The sequence below is a fragment of the Corynebacterium vitaeruminis DSM 20294 genome, from assembly GCF_000550805.1.
GTDB lineage: Bacteria > Actinomycetota > Actinomycetes > Mycobacteriales > Mycobacteriaceae > Corynebacterium > Corynebacterium vitaeruminis.
Genome location: NZ_CP004353.1, coordinates 854,331 through 871,934, shown reverse-complemented (window position 1 = coordinate 871,934; position 17,604 = coordinate 854,331). Strand labels below are relative to the sequence as shown.

The 17,604-nt window shown below is 62.8% G+C and carries 12 protein-coding genes, 3 rRNA genes, 1 other RNA gene and 1 riboswitch; of the genes, 4 read left to right on the top strand and 12 right to left on the bottom strand.

Annotated features, from left to right (window positions below; translation table 11 throughout):
- Positions 1 to 14 precede the first annotated feature (14 nt).
- The gene (locus tag B843_RS04100; protein ID WP_025252251.1) at positions 15 to 1,112 is read right to left on the bottom strand and encodes a GNAT family N-acetyltransferase; all 1,098 of its coding nucleotides are present in this window, start codon (positions 1,110 to 1,112) and stop codon (positions 15 to 17) included.
- Positions 1,113 to 1,164: 52 nt separating this feature from the next.
- On the opposite strand from B843_RS04100, the gene B843_RS04095 reads away from it, so the two are divergent.
- Positions 1,165 to 2,334, top strand: a complete 1,170-nt coding sequence (locus tag B843_RS04095; protein ID WP_025252250.1) for a pyridoxal phosphate-dependent aminotransferase — start codon at positions 1,165 to 1,167, stop codon at positions 2,332 to 2,334.
- A gap of 88 nt (positions 2,335 to 2,422) precedes the next feature.
- On the opposite strand, the gene rrf is transcribed toward B843_RS04095, so the two are convergent.
- The 11 genes from rrf to B843_RS04040 all read right to left on the bottom strand — a co-directional run bounded on the left by rrf (position 2,423) and on the right by B843_RS04040 (position 14,804).
- Positions 2,423 to 2,539: ribosomal RNA gene (rrf, locus tag B843_RS04090) — 5S ribosomal RNA — on the bottom strand.
- A 100-nt stretch (positions 2,540 to 2,639) separates the two neighbouring features.
- A 23S ribosomal RNA gene (locus B843_RS04085) occupies positions 2,640 to 5,723 on the bottom strand.
- A gap of 481 nt (positions 5,724 to 6,204) precedes the next feature.
- Positions 6,205 to 7,724, bottom strand: a 16S ribosomal RNA gene (locus tag B843_RS04080).
- Together the 16S, 23S and 5S rRNA genes form the textbook arrangement of a ribosomal RNA operon.
- A gap of 538 nt (positions 7,725 to 8,262) precedes the next feature.
- Positions 8,263 to 9,024 carry an iron ABC transporter ATP-binding protein gene (locus tag B843_RS04075; protein ID WP_025252249.1) on the bottom strand — a complete coding sequence of 254 codons (762 nt, stop codon included), beginning with the start codon at positions 9,022 to 9,024 and terminating at the stop codon, positions 8,263 to 8,265.
- Positions 9,021 to 10,016, bottom strand: coding sequence for an iron chelate uptake ABC transporter family permease subunit (locus B843_RS04070; RefSeq protein ID WP_038595241.1), 996 nt, complete (start codon positions 10,014 to 10,016; stop codon positions 9,021 to 9,023). Before B843_RS04070 ends, B843_RS04075 begins: the two co-directional genes overlap by 4 nt.
- A complete protein-coding gene (locus B843_RS04065) occupies positions 10,009 to 10,956 on the bottom strand; it encodes an ABC transporter permease (RefSeq protein ID WP_025252247.1) in 948 nt (315 codons plus the stop codon). Before B843_RS04065 ends, B843_RS04070 begins: the two co-directional genes overlap by 8 nt.
- A 3-nt stretch (positions 10,957 to 10,959) precedes the next feature.
- Entirely contained in the window at positions 10,960 to 11,943 is a 984-nt protein-coding gene (locus B843_RS04060) for a siderophore ABC transporter substrate-binding protein (protein WP_025252246.1), read from the bottom strand.
- A 233-nt stretch (positions 11,944 to 12,176) separates the two neighbouring features.
- Positions 12,177 to 12,956, bottom strand: coding sequence for an energy-coupling factor ABC transporter ATP-binding protein (locus B843_RS04055; protein ID WP_244877365.1), 780 nt, complete (start codon positions 12,954 to 12,956; stop codon positions 12,177 to 12,179).
- A gap of 23 nt (positions 12,957 to 12,979) precedes the next feature.
- Complete coding sequence (cbiQ, locus tag B843_RS04050) at positions 12,980 to 13,708, bottom strand: cobalt ECF transporter T component CbiQ (RefSeq protein ID WP_025252244.1); 729 nt, start codon at positions 13,706 to 13,708, stop codon at positions 12,980 to 12,982.
- A 4-nt stretch (positions 13,709 to 13,712) separates the two neighbouring features.
- Positions 13,713 to 14,060: an energy-coupling factor ABC transporter substrate-binding protein gene (locus B843_RS04045; RefSeq protein ID WP_025252243.1), complete on the bottom strand. Its 348-nt coding sequence runs from the start codon at positions 14,058 to 14,060 to the stop codon at positions 13,713 to 13,715.
- Between the two features lie 12 nt (positions 14,061 to 14,072).
- Positions 14,073 to 14,804 (bottom strand): energy-coupling factor ABC transporter permease, encoded by a 732-nt coding sequence (locus B843_RS04040; protein ID WP_025252242.1) that lies wholly within the window; start codon positions 14,802 to 14,804, stop codon positions 14,073 to 14,075.
- A gap of 39 nt (positions 14,805 to 14,843) precedes the next feature.
- Positions 14,844 to 15,024: riboswitch (cobalamin riboswitch) on the bottom strand.
- 119 nt (positions 15,025 to 15,143) lie between these two features.
- On the opposite strand from B843_RS04040, the gene B843_RS04035 reads away from it, so the two are divergent.
- The 3 genes from B843_RS04035 to ssrA all read left to right on the top strand — a co-directional run bounded on the left by B843_RS04035 (position 15,144) and on the right by ssrA (position 17,567).
- Entirely contained in the window at positions 15,144 to 16,331 is a 1,188-nt protein-coding gene (locus B843_RS04035) for an MFS transporter (RefSeq protein WP_025252241.1), read from the top strand.
- A gap of 2 nt (positions 16,332 to 16,333) precedes the next feature.
- The gene (locus B843_RS04030; protein ID WP_038595238.1) at positions 16,334 to 17,110 is read left to right on the top strand and encodes an alpha/beta hydrolase; all 777 of its coding nucleotides are present in this window, start codon (positions 16,334 to 16,336) and stop codon (positions 17,108 to 17,110) included.
- A 76-nt stretch (positions 17,111 to 17,186) separates the two neighbouring features.
- Positions 17,187 to 17,567: a transfer-messenger RNA gene (gene ssrA, locus B843_RS13450) on the top strand.
- Positions 17,568 to 17,604 lie beyond the last annotated feature (37 nt).

Sequence of the window (17,604 nt, the reverse complement as noted above, 5' to 3'; positions counted from 1 at the left end):
CAGGGCCGGTTTTTTCATACCCGCTTCTGCCACACCGTCTCGATCGCGGTGAGCGTGGCACCCAGCTTCGCGTTGATGGCGCGCATGGCGGCGTTGTCGTCGGAGACGAACGTGCACACGCGCTTCACCTCCGGGTGGCGGGCTCGAAGCTCCCGCCACAGGATCGCCTTGATCGCGGTGCCCAGCCCCTGGCGGCGGGCGCGGGGGTGGATGACCGTGAGATCCTGCTCCGCGACCGCTGGGTTGGACCCGGGGTGGCGCGAGGCGTAGGAGAAGCCGACGGGGCCGTAGGCGTCGAAAAGCACGACATTGACTAGCTGCGAGCCGAGACGGGCGGAGTGCGCCGCGACCTCCGCGAGCCGCTCGCGCGACCAGTTGGCGGGTTCCGCGCGCAGGCTGCCGTGCGGGACGTCCGTGGAGGCGATCCGCAGGAGCTCGAGGAAGCCGTCGACGAGCGGTTCCGGCGGCGAGACGCCCTCGAAGGCGGTCGCCGCGATCCCCTCCGGGAGCGGCGCCGCGGGAAGCTCGCCCAGCTCGACGAGGTACTCTCCACCCTGGTAGGCCAGCTCGAAGCCGAGCTCGCGCATGAGCCGCACCCGCGGATCGCCGTCCACGCCGATGCTCGGCGAGGTCATAAGCCCCGCCTGCAGGGTGCCGCGCCCGTGCTCGCGGGCGACGTCGGCGGCAAGCTGGTAGAGCCGCCTAAGTGCCTTGACCGCCTCGGGCGAAAGCTCCTCCCCCGGCAGCGGCGCGAGGCCGGCGTCGAGGGTGACCGCGACCTCCGCGGTGTCGGTGTTCTCCCGCAGCGGCAGCGTCACCGTGAGGTAGCCCAGGTAGTCGAAGTTGCGGTCGTCGCTCTGGGCGGGGACATCGAGGTAGTCCTCCGTCTCCCCCGGCTCGCGGGCGATGAGCGCAAACATGTGCGGCTCCGACTGGGGGCCGGGGCGCAGGCCGTGCAGCGTCCGCTCGACGGAGACGGCGGCATCCGCCGTGCCGGAAGCCTCCTGGGAGGCGAGGTTGGCGTTGAAGACCTGGCTGAGGACCACGTCCGAAGGGTCGGTGTTGGCGGGCAGGTGCGGCGGGGTCACCCGGATGATCTGCGTCGACTTCATACCCTCAAGACTAGCCGCGCTAGGACCGGGCGGGCGAGGGCCTGCGACTACCATGGATCGGGTGAACAACTTAGGCGTTAGCCGCATGCAGGAATACGGGGAGACTATCTTCGCCACGATGTCCGCGCGGGCCGCGGAGCTCGGCGCGATCAACCTGGGCCAGGGGTTCCCCGACACGGACGGGCCCGCCTCGATGCTGGCGCGCGCCCAGCGAGAGATCGCGGGCGGCAACAACCAGTACCCGCCGGGCAAGGGCATGAAGGTCCTGCGCGACGCGGTCGCCCGCCACCAGGCGATCTACGGCATGGACATCGACCCGGACCGGGAGGTGCTCATCACCGTCGGCGCGACGGAGGCGATCACGGCGGCGGTGCAGGCCTTCGTCGAGCCCGGCGACGAGGTGATCTTGTTCGAGCCCTACTTCGACTCCTACGCGGCGGCCGTCTCGCTCGCCGGCGGGGTGCGCCGCCCGGTGTCGCTGGCGCCGACGGGCAACACGTGGACGCTCGATCTCGCCGCGTTCGAGGCGGCCATCGGCCCGCGCACGAAACTTGTCATTCTCAACTCCCCGCACAACCCCACCGGCGCGGTCTTCGCGCGCGAGGTGGTCGAGGAGTTCGCCCGCATCGCAATCGCGCACGACCTGCTAGTCGTCTCCGACGAGGTGTACGAGCACCTCACCTTCCCGCCCGCCGCGCACACGCACGTGGCCTCGCTTCCCGGCATGTGGGAACGCACCGTCTCGGTCTCCAGCGCCGCGAAGAGCTTCAACGCCACCGGATGGAAGACGGGCTGGGCCGTGGGATCATCGGCACTCATCGACGAGGTCCAGCGCGTCAAGCAGTTCATGAGCTACGTCGGCGCCGCGCCCTTCCAGCCCGCCGTGGCCGATGCCCTGGACACCGAGCTGCCGTGGGTTCGCGACATGGCCGCGGGGCTTGCCGCCAAGAAGGAGCTGCTGGCCTCGACGCTGCGCGCGGCCGGCCTGCACGTGTACGACAGCGACGGCACCTACTATCTCGTCGCCGACATCCCCGCCGGTTTCGAGGACGACATCGCCTTTTGTAATTACCTCATCGAGCACGTCGGAGTCGCCGCGATCCCCCTGTCGGTCTTCTGCGACCACAAGGAGTACTGGCGCACGAAGGTGCGCTTCGCGTTCTGCAAGAAGGATGCGACGTTGCAGGAGGCTTGTCGACGTCTACAGCGGCTGGCCGACTGACTCCCGTCTAGCTGGCGGCCCTTGCCTTTAAACGCGTTGAAGGCCCCTGGACTGTTGTGTCTAGGGGCCTTGGTTTTTTTGAGTTTTTGGTCGGCGGTGTCTTACTCTCCCACACCCTCCCGGGTGCAGTACCATCAGCGCTGTTGGGCTTAGCTTCCGGGTTCGGAATGGGACCGGGCGTGTCCCCAATGCTATAACCACCGACACGATTAATTTGTGGTGTTTGTGTTATGCGGGATACTGCATAGTGAACGCGATACGTTGTGTTGTTTTTGTTTTGTTTTTGTTTTGTTTGATTATGTGTGTTGGTTGTTTGTCGGTAAATTAGTACCAGTCGCCTTCACACCTTACGGTGCTTCCAGGTCTGGCCTATCAACCCCATAGTCTGTGGGGTACCTCAAGTGAAACCTCATCTTAAAACAGGCTTCCCGCTTAGATGCTTTCAGCGGTTATCCCTTCCGTACGTAGCTAACCAGCCCTGCCACTGGCGTGACAACTGGCACACTAGAGGTACGTCCGTCCCGGTCCTCTCGTACTAGGGACAGCTTTCTTCAAGTTTCAACGCGCGCGGCGGATAGAGACCGAACTGTCTCACGACGTTCTAAACCCAGCTCGCGTGCCGCTTTAATGGGCGAACAGCCCAACCCTTGGGACCTACTCCAGCCCCAGGATGCGACGAGCCGACATCGAGGTGCCAAACCATCCCGTCGATATGGACTCTTGGGGAAGATCAGCCTGTTATCCCCGGGGTACCTTTTATCCGTTGAGCGACACCACTTCCACACGTAGGTGCCGGATCACTAGTCCCTACTTTCGTACCTGCTTGAGCCGTCACTCTCACAGTCAAGCTCCCTTGTGCACTTACACTCAACACCTGATTGCCAACCAGGCTGAGGGAACCTTTGGGCGCCTCCGTTACATTTTGGGAGGCAACCGCCCCAGTTAAACTACCCACCAGGCACTGTCCCCAACCCAGATCATGGGCCAAGGTTAAGGTGCTCAATCCGATCAGAGTGGTATTTCAACTTGCGACTCCACCCCACCTAGCGATGAGGTTTCATAGTCTCCCACCTATCCTACACAAACCGAACCAAACACCAATACCAAGCTATAGTGAAGGTCCCGGGGTCTTTTCGTCCTGCCGCGCGTAACGAGCATCTTTACTCGTACTGCAATTTCACCGGGCCTGTGGTTGAGACAGCAGGGAAGTCGTTACGCCATTCGTGCAGGTCGGAACTTACCCGACAAGGAATTTCGCTACCTTAGGATGGTTATAGTTACCACCGCCGTTTACTGGGGCTTAAATTCTCCGCTTCGCCCACACAAGGTGGGCTAACAGGTCCTCTTAACCTTCCAGCACCGGGCAGGCGTCAGTCCGTATACATCAACTTCCACGTTTTCGCACGGACCTGTGTTTTTAATAAACAGTCGCTTCCCTCTATTCTCTGCGACCACCACCAGCTCAACCAGTCTGTCACCAGCAGTGGTCCCCCTTCTCCCGAAGTTACGGGGGCATTTTGCCGAGTTCCTTAACCACAGTTCACCCGAACGCCTTAGTATTCTCTACCTGACTACCTGTGTCGGTTATGGGTACGGGCCATGTACACACATCGCTAGAGGCTTTTCTTGACAGTACAGGATCACCAACATCCCCAAAAAATGGGTACGCATCACGCCTGACCCTTTATATGCAACGCGGATTTACCTCTCGTTGCGGGCTGCACGCTTACACCACAATCCAGTAAGTGGCTTGGCTACCAACCTGTGTCACCCCATCGCTTGGCTACTACCACGTCAGGTCCCACGCAGCCCCACACAGATAACACAAGTGCTAAACGTGTGGTTTTGGGTGGTTAGTATCCATGATTCACCAGTGGGCGCATATACACGGGTACGGGAATATCAACCCGTTGTCCATCGACTACGCCTGTCGGCCTCGCCTTAGGTCCCGACTCACCCTGGGAAGATTAGCTTAACCCAGGAACCCTTAGTCATCCGGCGGATATGTTTTCCACATATCAGTCGTTACTCATGCCTGCATTCTCACTCGCACACACTCCACACCATCAGTTACCCGGGCGCTTCACAGCGTGCACGACGCTCCCCTACCCAACCAGAAAAACTGATTGCCGCGGCTTCGGCGGTGTACTTGAGCCCCACTACATTGTCGGCGCAGAACCACTCGACCAGTGAGCTATTACGCACTCTTTCAAGGGTGGCTGCTTCTAAGCCAACCTCCTGGCTGTCTTCGCGATCCCACATCCTTTCCCACTTAGTACACGCTTAGGGGCCTTAACCGGCGATCTGGGCTGTTTCCCTCTCGACCAACGGAGCTTATCCCCCGCAGTCTCACTGCCGTACTCTGACTTCACTGGCATTCGGAGTTTGGCTGACATTGCTAAGATTGTGGTCCCGCTCAACCAACCAGTAGCTCTACCTCCAGGAAGAAACACACGACGCTGCACCTAAATGCATTTCGGGGAGAACCAGCTATCACGGAGTTTGATTGGCCTTTCACCCCTACCCACAGCTCATCCCCTCAGTTTTCAACCTAAGTGGGTTCGCGCCTCCACAGCATCTTACTGCTGCTTCACACTGGCCATGGGTAGATCACCCCGCTTCGGGTCCAGAACATGCCACTACAAACACCCTGGTTAGGATTCGCTTTCGCTACGACTACCCCACACGGGTTAACCTCGCGACATGCCGCTGACTCGCAGGCTCATTCTTCAAAAGGCACGCCATCACCCCACAAAGAGGCTCTGACGGATTGTAAGCACACGGTTTCAGGTACTATTTCACTCCCCTCCCGGGGTACTTTTCACCATTCCCTCACGGTACTTGATCCGCTATCGGTCAACTTAAGTATTTAGGCTTACCGGGTGGTCCCGGCAGATTCACAGCAGATTCCACGAGCCCGCTGCTACTCGGGGACAACAACAACCACCACCATCACACATCAACGTACGGGACTGTCACCCTCTACGGCAGGTCATTCCAAACCACTTCCGCTCGCGCAATGATAAAAATGGCTTCTAGCTGGCAGACTAAAAACATCGAAACCCCACAACACCACACACACAACCCCTGCCAGGTATCACATGCGCATGGTTTAGCCTCATCCACGTTCGCTCGCCACTACTAGCAGAATCATTACATTTATTTTCTTCTCCTACGGGTACTGAGATGTTTCACTTCCCCGCGTAACCCCCACACCGACTATGAATTCATCGGCAGGTAACCGCACATAACCACGGCCAGGTTTCCCCATTCGGACATCCTCGGATCAACGCTCTATTGGCAACTCCCCGAGGCTTAACGCAGCCTTACACGTCCTTCATCGGCTTAAGCTGCCAAGGCATCCACCGTGTGCCCTTAACCAAACAACACAACAACAGATACTTACAAACAAAAAACACTAAGAACAAAGAATAAAAAACAACAAACCCCCACCCCCAACACCACACAACAAAGTGCAGCGACATAAAAGGGGGTGGAAACAAATTGCATCGCGTCCACTATACAGTTCTCACACAACACACCCACACCACACAACAACAACCCACCACACAAACGTGGAAACGATCATCACCGCATCATGCAGGCCACCAGAAACACACAATCATGCATGTTCCAGACACCCAACAGCATGCCAACCACAACGCACTTTCTTTGCCACCCTTACAGGTGCGACTTGTTTAACGTGTACTCCCACGATCAACGATGCCCCCCTTTACGCACCCACAACACTTGCAGGCACCAACAACACGATGTTGTAAGGAAACATCCTTTAGTGGTGTGATCCACCTGGATAAAAACAAAATAAACAATTTGGTGGCAAACCTGCCACCACAAAATAAAACTCCATAGAAAGGAGGTGATCCAGCCGCACCTTCCGGTACGGCTACCTTGTTACGACTTCGTCCCAATCGCCGATCCCACCTTCGACCACTCCCTCCCAAACGGGTTGGGCCATGGGCTTCGGGTGTTACCAACTTTCATGACGTGACGGGCGGTGTGTACAAGGCCCGGGAACGTATTCACCGCAGCGTTGCTGATCTGCGATTACTAGCGACTCCGACTTCATGGGGTCGAGTTGCAGACCCCAATCCGAACTGAGGCCGGCTTTCAGCGATTCGCTCACCCTCACAGGCTCGCAGCGCGTTGTACCGACCATTGTAGCATGTGTGAAGCCCTGGACATAAGGGGCATGATGATTTGACGTCATCCCCACCTTCCTCCGAGTTAACCCCGGCAGTCTCTCATGAGTCCCCACCATCACGTGCTGGCAACATAAGACAAGGGTTGCGCTCGTTGCGGGACTTAACCCAACATCTCACGACACGAGCTGACGACAACCATGCACCACCTGTATACAGACCACAAGGGAAAACGTATCTCTACGCCGATCCTGCATATGTCAAGCCCAGGTAAGGTTCTTCGCGTTGCATCGAATTAATCCACATGCTCCGCCGCTTGTGCGGGCCCCCGTCAATTCCTTTGAGTTTTAGCCTTGCGGCCGTACTCCCCAGGCGGGGCGCTTAATGCGTTAGCTACGGCACAGAAGTCGTGGAAGACCCCTACACCTAGCGCCCACCGTTTACGGCATGGACTACCAGGGTATCTAATCCTGTTCGCTCCCCATGCTTTCGCTCCTCAGCGTCAGTTACTGCCCAGAGACCTGCCTTCGCCATCGGTGTTCCTCCTGATATCTGCGCATTCCACCGCTACACCAGGAATTCCAGTCTCCCCTACAGCACTCAAGTTATGCCCGTATCGCCTGCACGCCCGAAGTTAAGCCCCGGAATTTCACAGACGACGCGACAAACCACCTACGAGCTCTTTACGCCCAGTAATTCCGGACAACGCTCGCACCCTACGTATTACCGCGGCTGCTGGCACGTAGTTAGCCGGTGCTTCTTATACAGGTACCGTCACAAAAGCTTCGTCCCTGTCGAAAGAGGTTTACAACCCGAAGGCCGTCATCCCCCACGCGGCGTCGCTGCATCAGGCTTGCGCCCATTGTGCAATATTCCCCACTGCTGCCTCCCGTAGGAGTCTGGGCCGTATCTCAGTCCCAATGTGGCCGTCCACCCTCTCAGGCCGGCTACCCGTCGACGCCTTGGTAGGCCATTACCCCACCAACAAGCTGATAGGCCGCGGGCTCATCCCTAACCGAAAAAACTTTCCACAACCGACACTAAACGATTGTCCTATCCGGTATTAGACCCAGTTTCCCAAGCTTATCCCGAAGTCAGGGGCAGATCACCCACGTGTTACTCACCCGTTCGCCACTCGAGCACCCAGCAAGCTGGGCCTTTCCGTTCGACTTGCATGTGTTAAGCACGCCGCCAGCGTTCGTCCTGAGCCAGGATCAAACTCTCCACAAAAAACAAGAAAAAAACCTTGTCCAACATTCTGGGAAAGCCCAAAACCAAGCAAAAAAAACAAACAACCAGCACACCACCACAAAAAATGGCAGCGCAAAAATGATTGTCCAAAAAAAATAGATGATACATGTGCACCCACCCGACGGGGCAAAAAGGCACACACAAAAAGCCACTCACCAGTACCAGTAAGCACCCACCATCACAGCACAGTCTTTAACAAGCAAGCCACACTTGCCAGCCACACCACACCATAACAGCACACACAAACCACACCAACAAGCAACAAAAAAAGTACAAAATTGGCACACTATTGAGTTCTCAAACAACACAACCACACCAGCAACCACACACAAACAACAAGGATGGTCAACCGATGAGAAAAAATATGTTTCGTCCCGCTAGTTTTCCTCCCGCCACACACTCTCCAAAAGAGGGGGCGCTGTCGGTCGCGGCGACTCACATAAAGCTACACACCCCCACCCCACAACACAAATCCCCAGCTCACACACACCAAACCAACGGCGTCGACAAGCAAAAACTAGTAGCAAGCGATGCGACCGTGGGGGCCGTCGATGACGGTGATGGGCGTATCGAAGACGGCCGAGAGCGTCTCATCGTTCATGATCTCCTCCGGAGTGCCGAAGGCTACGACCTGGCCGTCTTTGACGGCACAGATGCAGTCGGAGTAGCGGGCGGCGAAGTTGATGTCGTGGAGGACCACGATGATCGTGCGGCCGAACGCGCTGGCGGCGCGGCCGATGTGCCGCATCATCTCGATGGAATGGGCGAGGTCCAGGTTGTTGAGCGGCTCGTCGAGGAGGACGTAGTCGGTCTCCTGGCACAGCACCATCGCGACGTAGGCCCGCTGGCGCTGGCCGCCGGAGAGCTGGTCGAGGAAGCGCCCCTGCAGGTCGGTGAGCCCGAGGAAGTCGATGTAGCGGGTGATGATGCGATCGTCCTCGCGCGTCAGACGCCCCTTCGAATACGGGAAGCGGCCGAAGCCTACGAGCTGGCGGACGGTCAGCCGGGTGACGAAGTGGTTGTCCTGCCGCAGGATCGAGATGACCCGCGCCAGCTCCCCGCTCTTGGCGGTGGTCACGTCGAGGCCGGCGACGCGGATCTCGCCGGCGTCCAGGCTGAGCAGCCGGCCGATCATCGTCAGCAGCGTCGATTTGCCCGCCCCGTTCGGCCCCACGAGCGCGGTGACCCCGCCGCGGGGCAGCTCGAGGTCGACCGGACCGATTCGGACCTGCTGGTTGTCGGAGGTGTAGGTCTTGGTGACCTTCTCGAGGGTGATCACAAGCGGCCTTTCTTGAGCAAAACGATGAGGAACACCGAGCCGCCGACGAGCTCGATGATGATGGACACCACGCCCTGGGCGTAGAAGACGTGGTTCATGAGGAAGTACGCGCCGGTGAGCACGAGGAAGGCCAGCGCGAACGCCAGCGGGAAGAGGAACCGGTGGTCGAAAGTGCTGGCCAGCTGGTGCGCGAGGGTGGCTGCGAGGAAGCCGAGGAAGGTCATCGGCCCCACGAGCGCGGTGGAGGTGGCCATGAGCACCGACACCAAGACGAGCACGATCACCGACAGCCGGCGGTGATTGAGCCCGAGGTTGACGCTCACGTCGCGGCCCAGCTGCATGACGTTGAGCCGGTGGGACTGCGAAAGGATTGCGATCCCCGCGGCCAGGCACAGTGGGATGGCGATGGGATAGTACTCGGGGTCGGCGTTGTTGACCGAGCCGAACAGCCGGGCGGTGAGCACGTCGAACTCGCTCGGGGTGAGGAGGCGCTGCATGAACGTGGTCAAGGACCCCAGTCCCCCGCCGATGACGATGCCGATGAGCAGCATGGCGTGCAGGTTGGCGCTCCTCGAGGTCAGCAGCCACGAGTAGAGGACGAGCGAGAGCCCCACCATGAGCACCAGCTGCAGCACGAACATGTCGAGCGTGCGGGCGTTCGTCAGGCCCACGGCGCCGAAGAAGAACACCGTCGAGGTGTGGATGAGCCGGTAGAGCGACTCGAAGCCCAGAATCGACGGGGTGATGATCCGGTTGTTCGCCACCGTCTGAAACGCGACCGTCGCCAGCGCCTGGCACCACGCCACCACGGCCATCGCGATGACGGAATCGAGCCGGCGCTGCGCGATGAGCCAGAAGCCCCTGCTGCCCATCGGCATCGGGTTCCCGTACGCGAGCAGGCCGAAGGCGCAGGCCACGCCGGTTGCAGAGATCAGCCCGAGCGCTATCCAGTATCGCTTGTCGACGCCTACGGTTTTCAACGCATTAGCCACGGCGGGTCCCCCTGACGATGAGCGCCACGAAGACAACCGCGCCGACGATGCCGAGGATCACCGAGACGGGGATCTCAAACGGGGCGATGATAATCCGCGCCAGCAGGTCGCAGGCGGCGACCAGCCCAATGCCGAGCGCGCACACCCAGGGGAGGTTGGAGCGCAGGTCGTCGCCGCGCCACATGCTCACCAGGTTGGGGACGATGAGCCCGACGAACGGCAGGTTGCCCACCACGACCGTGACCACCCCGGTCGCGATCGCGATGAGCGCGGTGCCCAGCAGCATCATGCGCTGGTAGTTGACGCCGACGTTGGTCGCCAGCTCCTCGCCGAGGCCCGCGATGGTCAGCCGGTCGGCGAAGAAGAAGACGGCGACGACGACGGCGAGCACGATCCACAGCACCTCGTACTGCCCCTTGTAGACGGAGGTGAAGCTGCCCTGGAACCAGGTGCCCAGGGTCTGGAGGGTGTCCGTCTTGAGCGCGAGGAAGCTCGAGACGGAGCTGACCACCGCGCCCAGCATGATGCCGACGATGGGGACGATGAGCGAGGAACGCAGGGACACGCGCCGGAGGAACAGGAAGAAAACCATGGTTCCGATGAAGGAGAAGACCACGGCGAAGGCCATGCGCTCGAGCACGCTGGCGGTGGGCACGAGGATCATGGCGAAAAGCAGGCCGAGCCCCGCCCACTCGGTGGTGCCGGTGGTCGTGGGCTCGACGAAGCGGTTCTGCGTGAGCAGCTGCATGACCAGGCCGCTCATGGCCATCGCGGCGCCAGCGAGGACGAGCGCGATGGTGCGCGGCACGCGGACGTTGTTTAACATCGCGAGCCCGTCGTCGCCGGAGAGGACGTCGTACTGGCCGGTGGCCAGCGACGCCGCGAGCAGCGCCGCCACCGCGGCGAAGGCGAGAAGCAGCCTTGCTCTGGTGGAGGTCATGGGCTACTTGCCCTCGAAGGCGTCGGCGATGGAGTTCAGGATCTCCGTGTAGGTGATGATGGACTCGTTGGTGTAGGTATCTGCCGGGGCGACAAGCGTCTTGCCGTCCTTGACGGCGGCGACGTTGGCGAGCGCGGCGTTGTTCTTGATCACGTCGAGCGCCGGGGAGTAGCCGGGCTCGGAGGCGGCGGAGATGGCGGCGTCGCGGTCGAGGGCGAAGATCCAGGTGGGGTTGGCGGCGGCGATGGCCTCGACGGAGATGTCGTCGCCCTCGTGGTTGGAGGAGGCGTCGGCGACCTCGAGCGCGGGCTTGAGCCCCAGCAGGTCGAAAATTGGTCCCCAGACGCGGCCGATGGTGGGGGCAACGTAGCCGATCTCGCCGCCGGAGACGTTGACGGCCATGACGGTGTCGGTGCCGTTGTAGGCCTTCTTCGCGCGCTCGAGGGCGGCGTCAAAGTCGTCGACGAGCTGCTGCGCCTCGGCCTGCTTGCCGAAGACCTCGCCCAGGTCGGTGACCTGGCGCTTGAGCTCCTGGTCGAGCGGCTCGCCGTCGCGGGGATCGAGCTCGATGATCGGGGTGTCCGGGTTCAGCTTCTTGATGTCTTCGTAGTACTGCTGGAAGCGCTGGCCGTTGATGATGAGGTCCGGCTCGGCGGCGACGAGCGCCTCGAGGTTGGGCTCGCGGTGGCTGCCGAGGTCGACGATGTCGTCGTTGTCCTTGTAGTCCGGGATCGTCGTCGGGATGAGCTGCTTGGGGGCCGCGACGAGCTGGATGCCCCACTGGTCGAGTACCTCGAAGGTGCGGTTGTCGGTGGATGCGGCGCGCTGGACAGGGGTTTTCACCTCGACGGTGCCGTAGTTGTCCTCGATGCTCACGGTGCTGGTGGAAGCGCTGGTCGACGAGGCGGATTCGGTCGCCCCGGATGAGCAGGCGGCGAGGGCGATGGCGGAGGCGGCAATGACCGCGGCGAGCGTCGAGCGAGACATGGTTCCCTTTCAAGTTAGCTAAGGCTAAGTTTTCCTACGCCCGTAAAGGTACACAGGGGACCCTAAGTTGGACAACCCCGCTCCCCCGCCCGTCGCGCTGCCCTGCCCGTTTCGAGGGGTATCGAAACGTCTTTCATTACCCCCGGGGCGCGAAAGACCCGGCACGCGGAGGGGATGCGTGCCGGGTCTTCTCGCTATGAATTTGTGTTCCGGGAGGTGATGGCTCCCGGGTCTTATCGGTCGTGCAGGTCGCGGGTGTCGGTGACCTCCCTGCCCAGGGCCCGGGAGACCAGCGGCGCCCACGGCACCTCGAGCCCCGCGCGCTCCATGAGGACATGGTCGGCGAGGATGTCGCGGGTCGGGCCGGACACGAGCGAGCCGTCGACAAGGATCGCCGCCGTGCGGGAAACGGCGTACGCGAAGTTGACGTCGTGGGTGCACAGCACCACCGCGGTGCCTGCGTTCGTCAGCTTTTCGATGGAGGCGGCCACCTCCCTCGTGCCGGTCGGGTCGAGACCCGCCGTAGGCTCGTCGAGAAGCAACACCTCGGGGCGCATGGCGAGCGCGCCGGCGAGGACGACCCGCTTGCGCTGCCCGAAGGAGAGGTGGTGCGGGACGCGCTCGGCGAGGTGCGTGATGCCGGTGGCGGCAAGCGCCGCCTCGACTCGCTCGCTCACCTCGGCCTCGGTGAGGCCCTGGTTGACCGGGCCGTAGGAGACGTCGGCGCGGACGGTGGTGGCGAAGATCTGGTCGTCGGGCTCCTGCAAGACCAGCTGCACCGCGCGGCGCACCCGATCGCGCCCCTTGCGGTTGTAGGCGTAGGGCTCGCCATGCAGGGTCACCGACCCCGCCCCCGGACGCCACGACGCGGCGAGCAGGCGAAACAGGGTGGACTTTCCGGCGCCGTTGCGGCCTAGGAGGGCGATGGTCTCGCCCGAGCACACGTCGAGGTCCACGCCCTTGAGCACGGCTGTGGTCTCGTGGGAAAACTCGAGGCCTCGTGCGGATAGCACGGTTGTCAACGTGGTTTCTCCTTCTACTTAATCAACAGCCGGCTTGCCGCCAGCAGGCACAGCAGGACGATGATTCCCGCGAAGCGCTGCCGGGAAAGCGGCCGGTGGGGGTTCGCGACGGCCATCGCGCTCGGGTCCGCGCGCAGCTCGAGCCCCTCGCCGAGGCGACGGGCGCGCTCGAGCGACAGGACGAACAGGGTCGCGGCCTGCGCGGCGATCGACGAGATCCACTTCTTGCGGTTGGAGTGCCCCAGCCGCATCGCCTGCGCCTCCCACATGGTGCGAGAGGTGACCAAGAGCGTGGAGATCATGCGATACATGAGCACCACCACGTAGGTGAGGGCTTCTGGCACGCCGATGCGGCTCGCCCACGAGATGAACTCCGACATGGGCGTGGTGAGCGTGAGCACCATCATCGAGGCCGTGGCAACGAAGCTGCGCACCATGACCACCAGCGCCGGGGCGACGCCCGCCGGGTTGATGCTCACACCGTGGGAGTTGACGGTGAGCATGAGCGGGATGATGCCCAGCGCGATGAACACCGCCGGGGCCAGCACCAGCCCCACGTACAGCCGCAGCGGCACGCGCGCCGCGAAGGCGAGCGCGATAACCGTCACCGCCACGAGCGGGACGCCCACCTTAGGCGGCAGGACGAGGACCTCGATGATGAGCCCGATGAACAGCAGCAGCTTCTCGCCGACGTTGACGTGCGCCCACGCGCTCTTGGCTGCCGCCCTTTCCAGGGGGTTCATGCGGCTACGCCACGGTGGACTGCGGGGCGCCCGCCGCCTCGAGCAGCTCCTTGTCGCGCTTGTTGCGACCGCGGTAGTTGCCCAGCGCGAAGCCGAGCACACCCGCGCCGAGCGCGGCCTGGAGCGCGAAGAGTCCGGACTCCACCTCGCCGGGCAGCTCGCCGGCGAGCGGGTGGAACCACTGCTCGTAGCCCGGGTCGTGCTCCTCGACGATGGTCTCGGCGCCGGCGTCGGTCCCGCCGAAGGGCTCCTCGGAGTCGGAGGAGCCGAAGTGGAAGAACATCGGGAAGGCCGCGATGACGACCGCGAGCGCGATGAGGGTGATGGTAACCAGGCGTGAATTCTTCTTCATGACGTGCTCCCCCTATGCCTTGACCTGCGGCTGGTCGGAATCTGCGGTGACTTCTTCGGGCGTCGACTCGGGCACGGCCCCCACCTCGGAGGGCATTGCCACGCCGAGCGTGATGAGCTCCTTCGGCGCCAGCGCGCGAAGGGAGCGGATGATGAGCACGGTGACGATCGCCTCAACGACGGCCAGCGGGAGCTGGGTCGGCGCGTAGAGCGCGAGGAAGGACACCGCCGCGCCCCCGACCGAGTCGGTGTGGTGCGCCAGCGCCAGCTGCAAGGCGGTGACCACGTAGGTGGACAGGTCGGCGGTGAACGCCGCGAAGAAGATGCCCACCTCCAAGCTGGCGCCCCACTTGCGCGCCAGCTTCCACGTGGCGTAGCCCACCCACGGGCCAACGATGGCCATGGAGGTGACGTTCGCCCCCAGCGTGGTGATGCCGCCGTGCGCCAGCAGGATCGCCTGGAACAATAGGACAATCGTGCCGATGAACGCCATGACGGGAGGTTTGAAAAGGACCGCACCAAGCCCCGTGCCGGTGGGGTGCGAGGAGGAACCCGTCACGGACGGGATCTTGAGCGCGGAGAGCACAAAGGTGAAGGCGCCCGCCGCGCCGAGCAACAGGCCGGTGTCGGGCTTTTCCTTGATCTGCTTATTGACCTGCATCGCGCCGTGAATCACGAATGGTGCCGCGACAACGGTCCAGCCGATGGCGTGGGAAACGGGGAGGAACCCCTCTGCGATATGCATTTGTTTTCCTTCTTACTGCACCCGGGTCCCCGCGGGTGGAAACGTACAGTCGTCGCAGCCGGTCTCCTGGCTTGTGGCCTCGGCAAAAATCCGACCGCCCCTTCCCATCCGAAGACAGTGGGGCACACGTGGTCGAAGCCTTGGTCAGCCACATACAGTGGCGGGGTCCGCTGCCGGATTCTCACCGGCATTCCCGTTCACTGCGACACACGTAGTATAAACCACCACCTAGGTCACTTCCCCTATCTGAGGGACTTTTCCACTAACGCATTTCGCTTGTCGACGCCTACGGCGCGGTCACCAGCGAAGCGTCGACAAGCAATGCAATAGCATGGGGTAATGGAAAAGCGCGCCTCCACCGCCTGGATCTACCTCGCCTCCGCGGCGCTTTCGATGTTCGGCAACGCCGTGGCGGGCATCGTGTGGCCGTGGCTGGTGCTCGAGCGCACGGGCAGCCCGCAGGCGGCGAGCATCGTCGCGGCCTCGATCGCCGTGCCCTCGCTGCTGTTCGCGTACTTCGGCGGCAACCTCATCGACTCGGTGGGGCGAAAGCCGATGTCGATCGTCTCCGACATCATCTCCGGGCTCTCGGTCATCGGGCTGATCGTGGTGGACTCGACCACCGACCTCACGCTGGGCTGGTTCATCGCGATCGGCATCATCGGCGCGGTGGGTGATATCCCGGGCATGTCGGCGCGCGCGGCGCTGGTGGGCGACGTGGCGGTGGCCAGCGGCAAAGACGTGCCGTTCCTGTCCGGCCTCAACCAGGGGCTCGGCGGCATCAGCTTCCTCCTCGGCCCGGCCGTGGCCGGATTCCTCATGTCGGCGCTGCCGATCCAGAACGTCCTGTGGATCACCGCAGGCTGCTCGCTGGGCGCGGCCGGGCTCACGGCGCTGCTGCGGCTGGGCGCGCCGGTCGCCGCGGACGAGGCGGAGGAGGCGGACTTCGCGGGCTGGCGCGGCTGGCGGGCGGCGCTCGGCTTCCCCGTCGTGCGGATGCTCGCGGTCAACACACTGCTGGCGATGGCGCTGGTCACCCCGTACCTCTCCGTGCTGCTGCCCGCCCGCTTCCAGGCCTCCGGGCAGCCCCACCTGCTGGGCGTGTCGATGTCCGCCTACGCGGTGGGCATGCTGCTCGCGGGGCTGGTGGCGACGAAGCTGGCCAGCCGCGAGCGGCTCACGTGGGCGCTGGGCATGTCGCTGTACATCGCGGGCTTCGGGCTCATGGGGTTCCTGCACTTACCGTGGCTGGTCATCGCCGGCATGGCCGTGTCCGGGCTCGGCGGCGGCGTGCTCAACCCCCTGCAGATGGTGGTGGTCACCGAGTCCGTCCCGGAGCAGATCCGCGGGCGCACGTTCTCGATCTTCATGGCGATCTCGCAGGTGGCTGGCCCGATCGGGCTGGCGGTGACCTCGGTCGTGCTGGGTTTTACCACCATCTACGCGATCGCGGCGGCGCTGGCCGCGTTGTGGGCGGTCTTCGCCGTGGTGCTCATCGCGTGGGGCCTGCGCCTGCTTAAGGTATAGCCATGACGCTTTCGTTTAGCCCCGCGCCGCAGCCTACCGCCACCGTGCTGGTCTCCCACGGCTACGCGGAGCATTCCGGCCGCTTCCGCCCGCTCATCGACGCCCTCAACGCCGCAGGCCTCGACGTCTTCTTCTACGATCACCGCGGGCACGGGGTCAACCTTGCCACTCCCCTCGCGGTCGATGTCGCATTGCTTATCGACGATCACCTCACGGCGCGCGCCGAAGTGGCCGGGGACAAGCGCACGGAAAAGGTCTTCTGCTTCGGCCACTCGATGGGAGGGCTGGTCACGGCCGCGTCCGTCCTGCGCGACCCGGAGGGGGTCGCCGGCGTGGTGCTCACCGGCCCGGCGTTCCTGCCGCTGCCGCACGTGTCCCCGCTGGCGGCGCGGGCGGGGCTGGCGCTCGCGCGCCTTGTGCCCCGGCTGCCGACGGTGGCACTCGACGCCTCGCTGCTCTCCCACGACCCCAAGGTGGTGGCGGCCTACCAGGCGGACCCGATGGTCTACACCGGCCGGGTCCCGCTTCTGACCGGGGCCAGCATGGCCGCGGAGGGGTACCGCTTCCTCTCCCGCGTGAACGAGTGGCCGGACGTCCCGGCGCTGGTCATCCACGGCGAGGCGGACGGGCTGGCCGACATCTCGGGCTCGCGCCGGTTCGCCGCCGCCGCGCGAGGTTGCACCTTCAACCCGATTCCCGGCGCCTACCACGAGGTGCTCAACGAGCCGGAGGGGCCGCATCTCATCGACGAGATCTGCGGGTGGATCGTTGGGCATTGACCAACTAACGGGGGCGGGAGTATGGTTATCTCACCGCGAATTAGTTGGCACAACCCCATGATTCGCGGGGTGCAACGGGGTCGATGTGGTTTCGACTGCGTGCATTAAGCCAGGGGAAGCGTGCCGGTGCAGGCTAGAGACCACCGTATAAGCGTCGTAGCGATCAATAAACGCAGAGAACAACTCTCAGCGTGACTACGCCCTCGCTGCCTAATTTCAGCGACGCGTGTCTGTCAGCCTAGGCTCCGTTCCTGGCCTAGATCCTGGCATCGACTAGGGAACTTGCTCTTTGATCGAGTCATCAGGGTCAAAGGGGACTCCCACTGCTGACTGGGCCCATCATCCGGAGGTGTTTGCCCCATCCGGAGGGTCGAGCAGAGATTCCGCGCGAACTGCGCACGGAGAAGCCCTGGCAAGGTGACGTAGGACCCGGGTTCAATTCCCGGCGGCTCCACGGATAAGCCCCAGCTCACGCCCGTGAGCTGGGGCTTTGT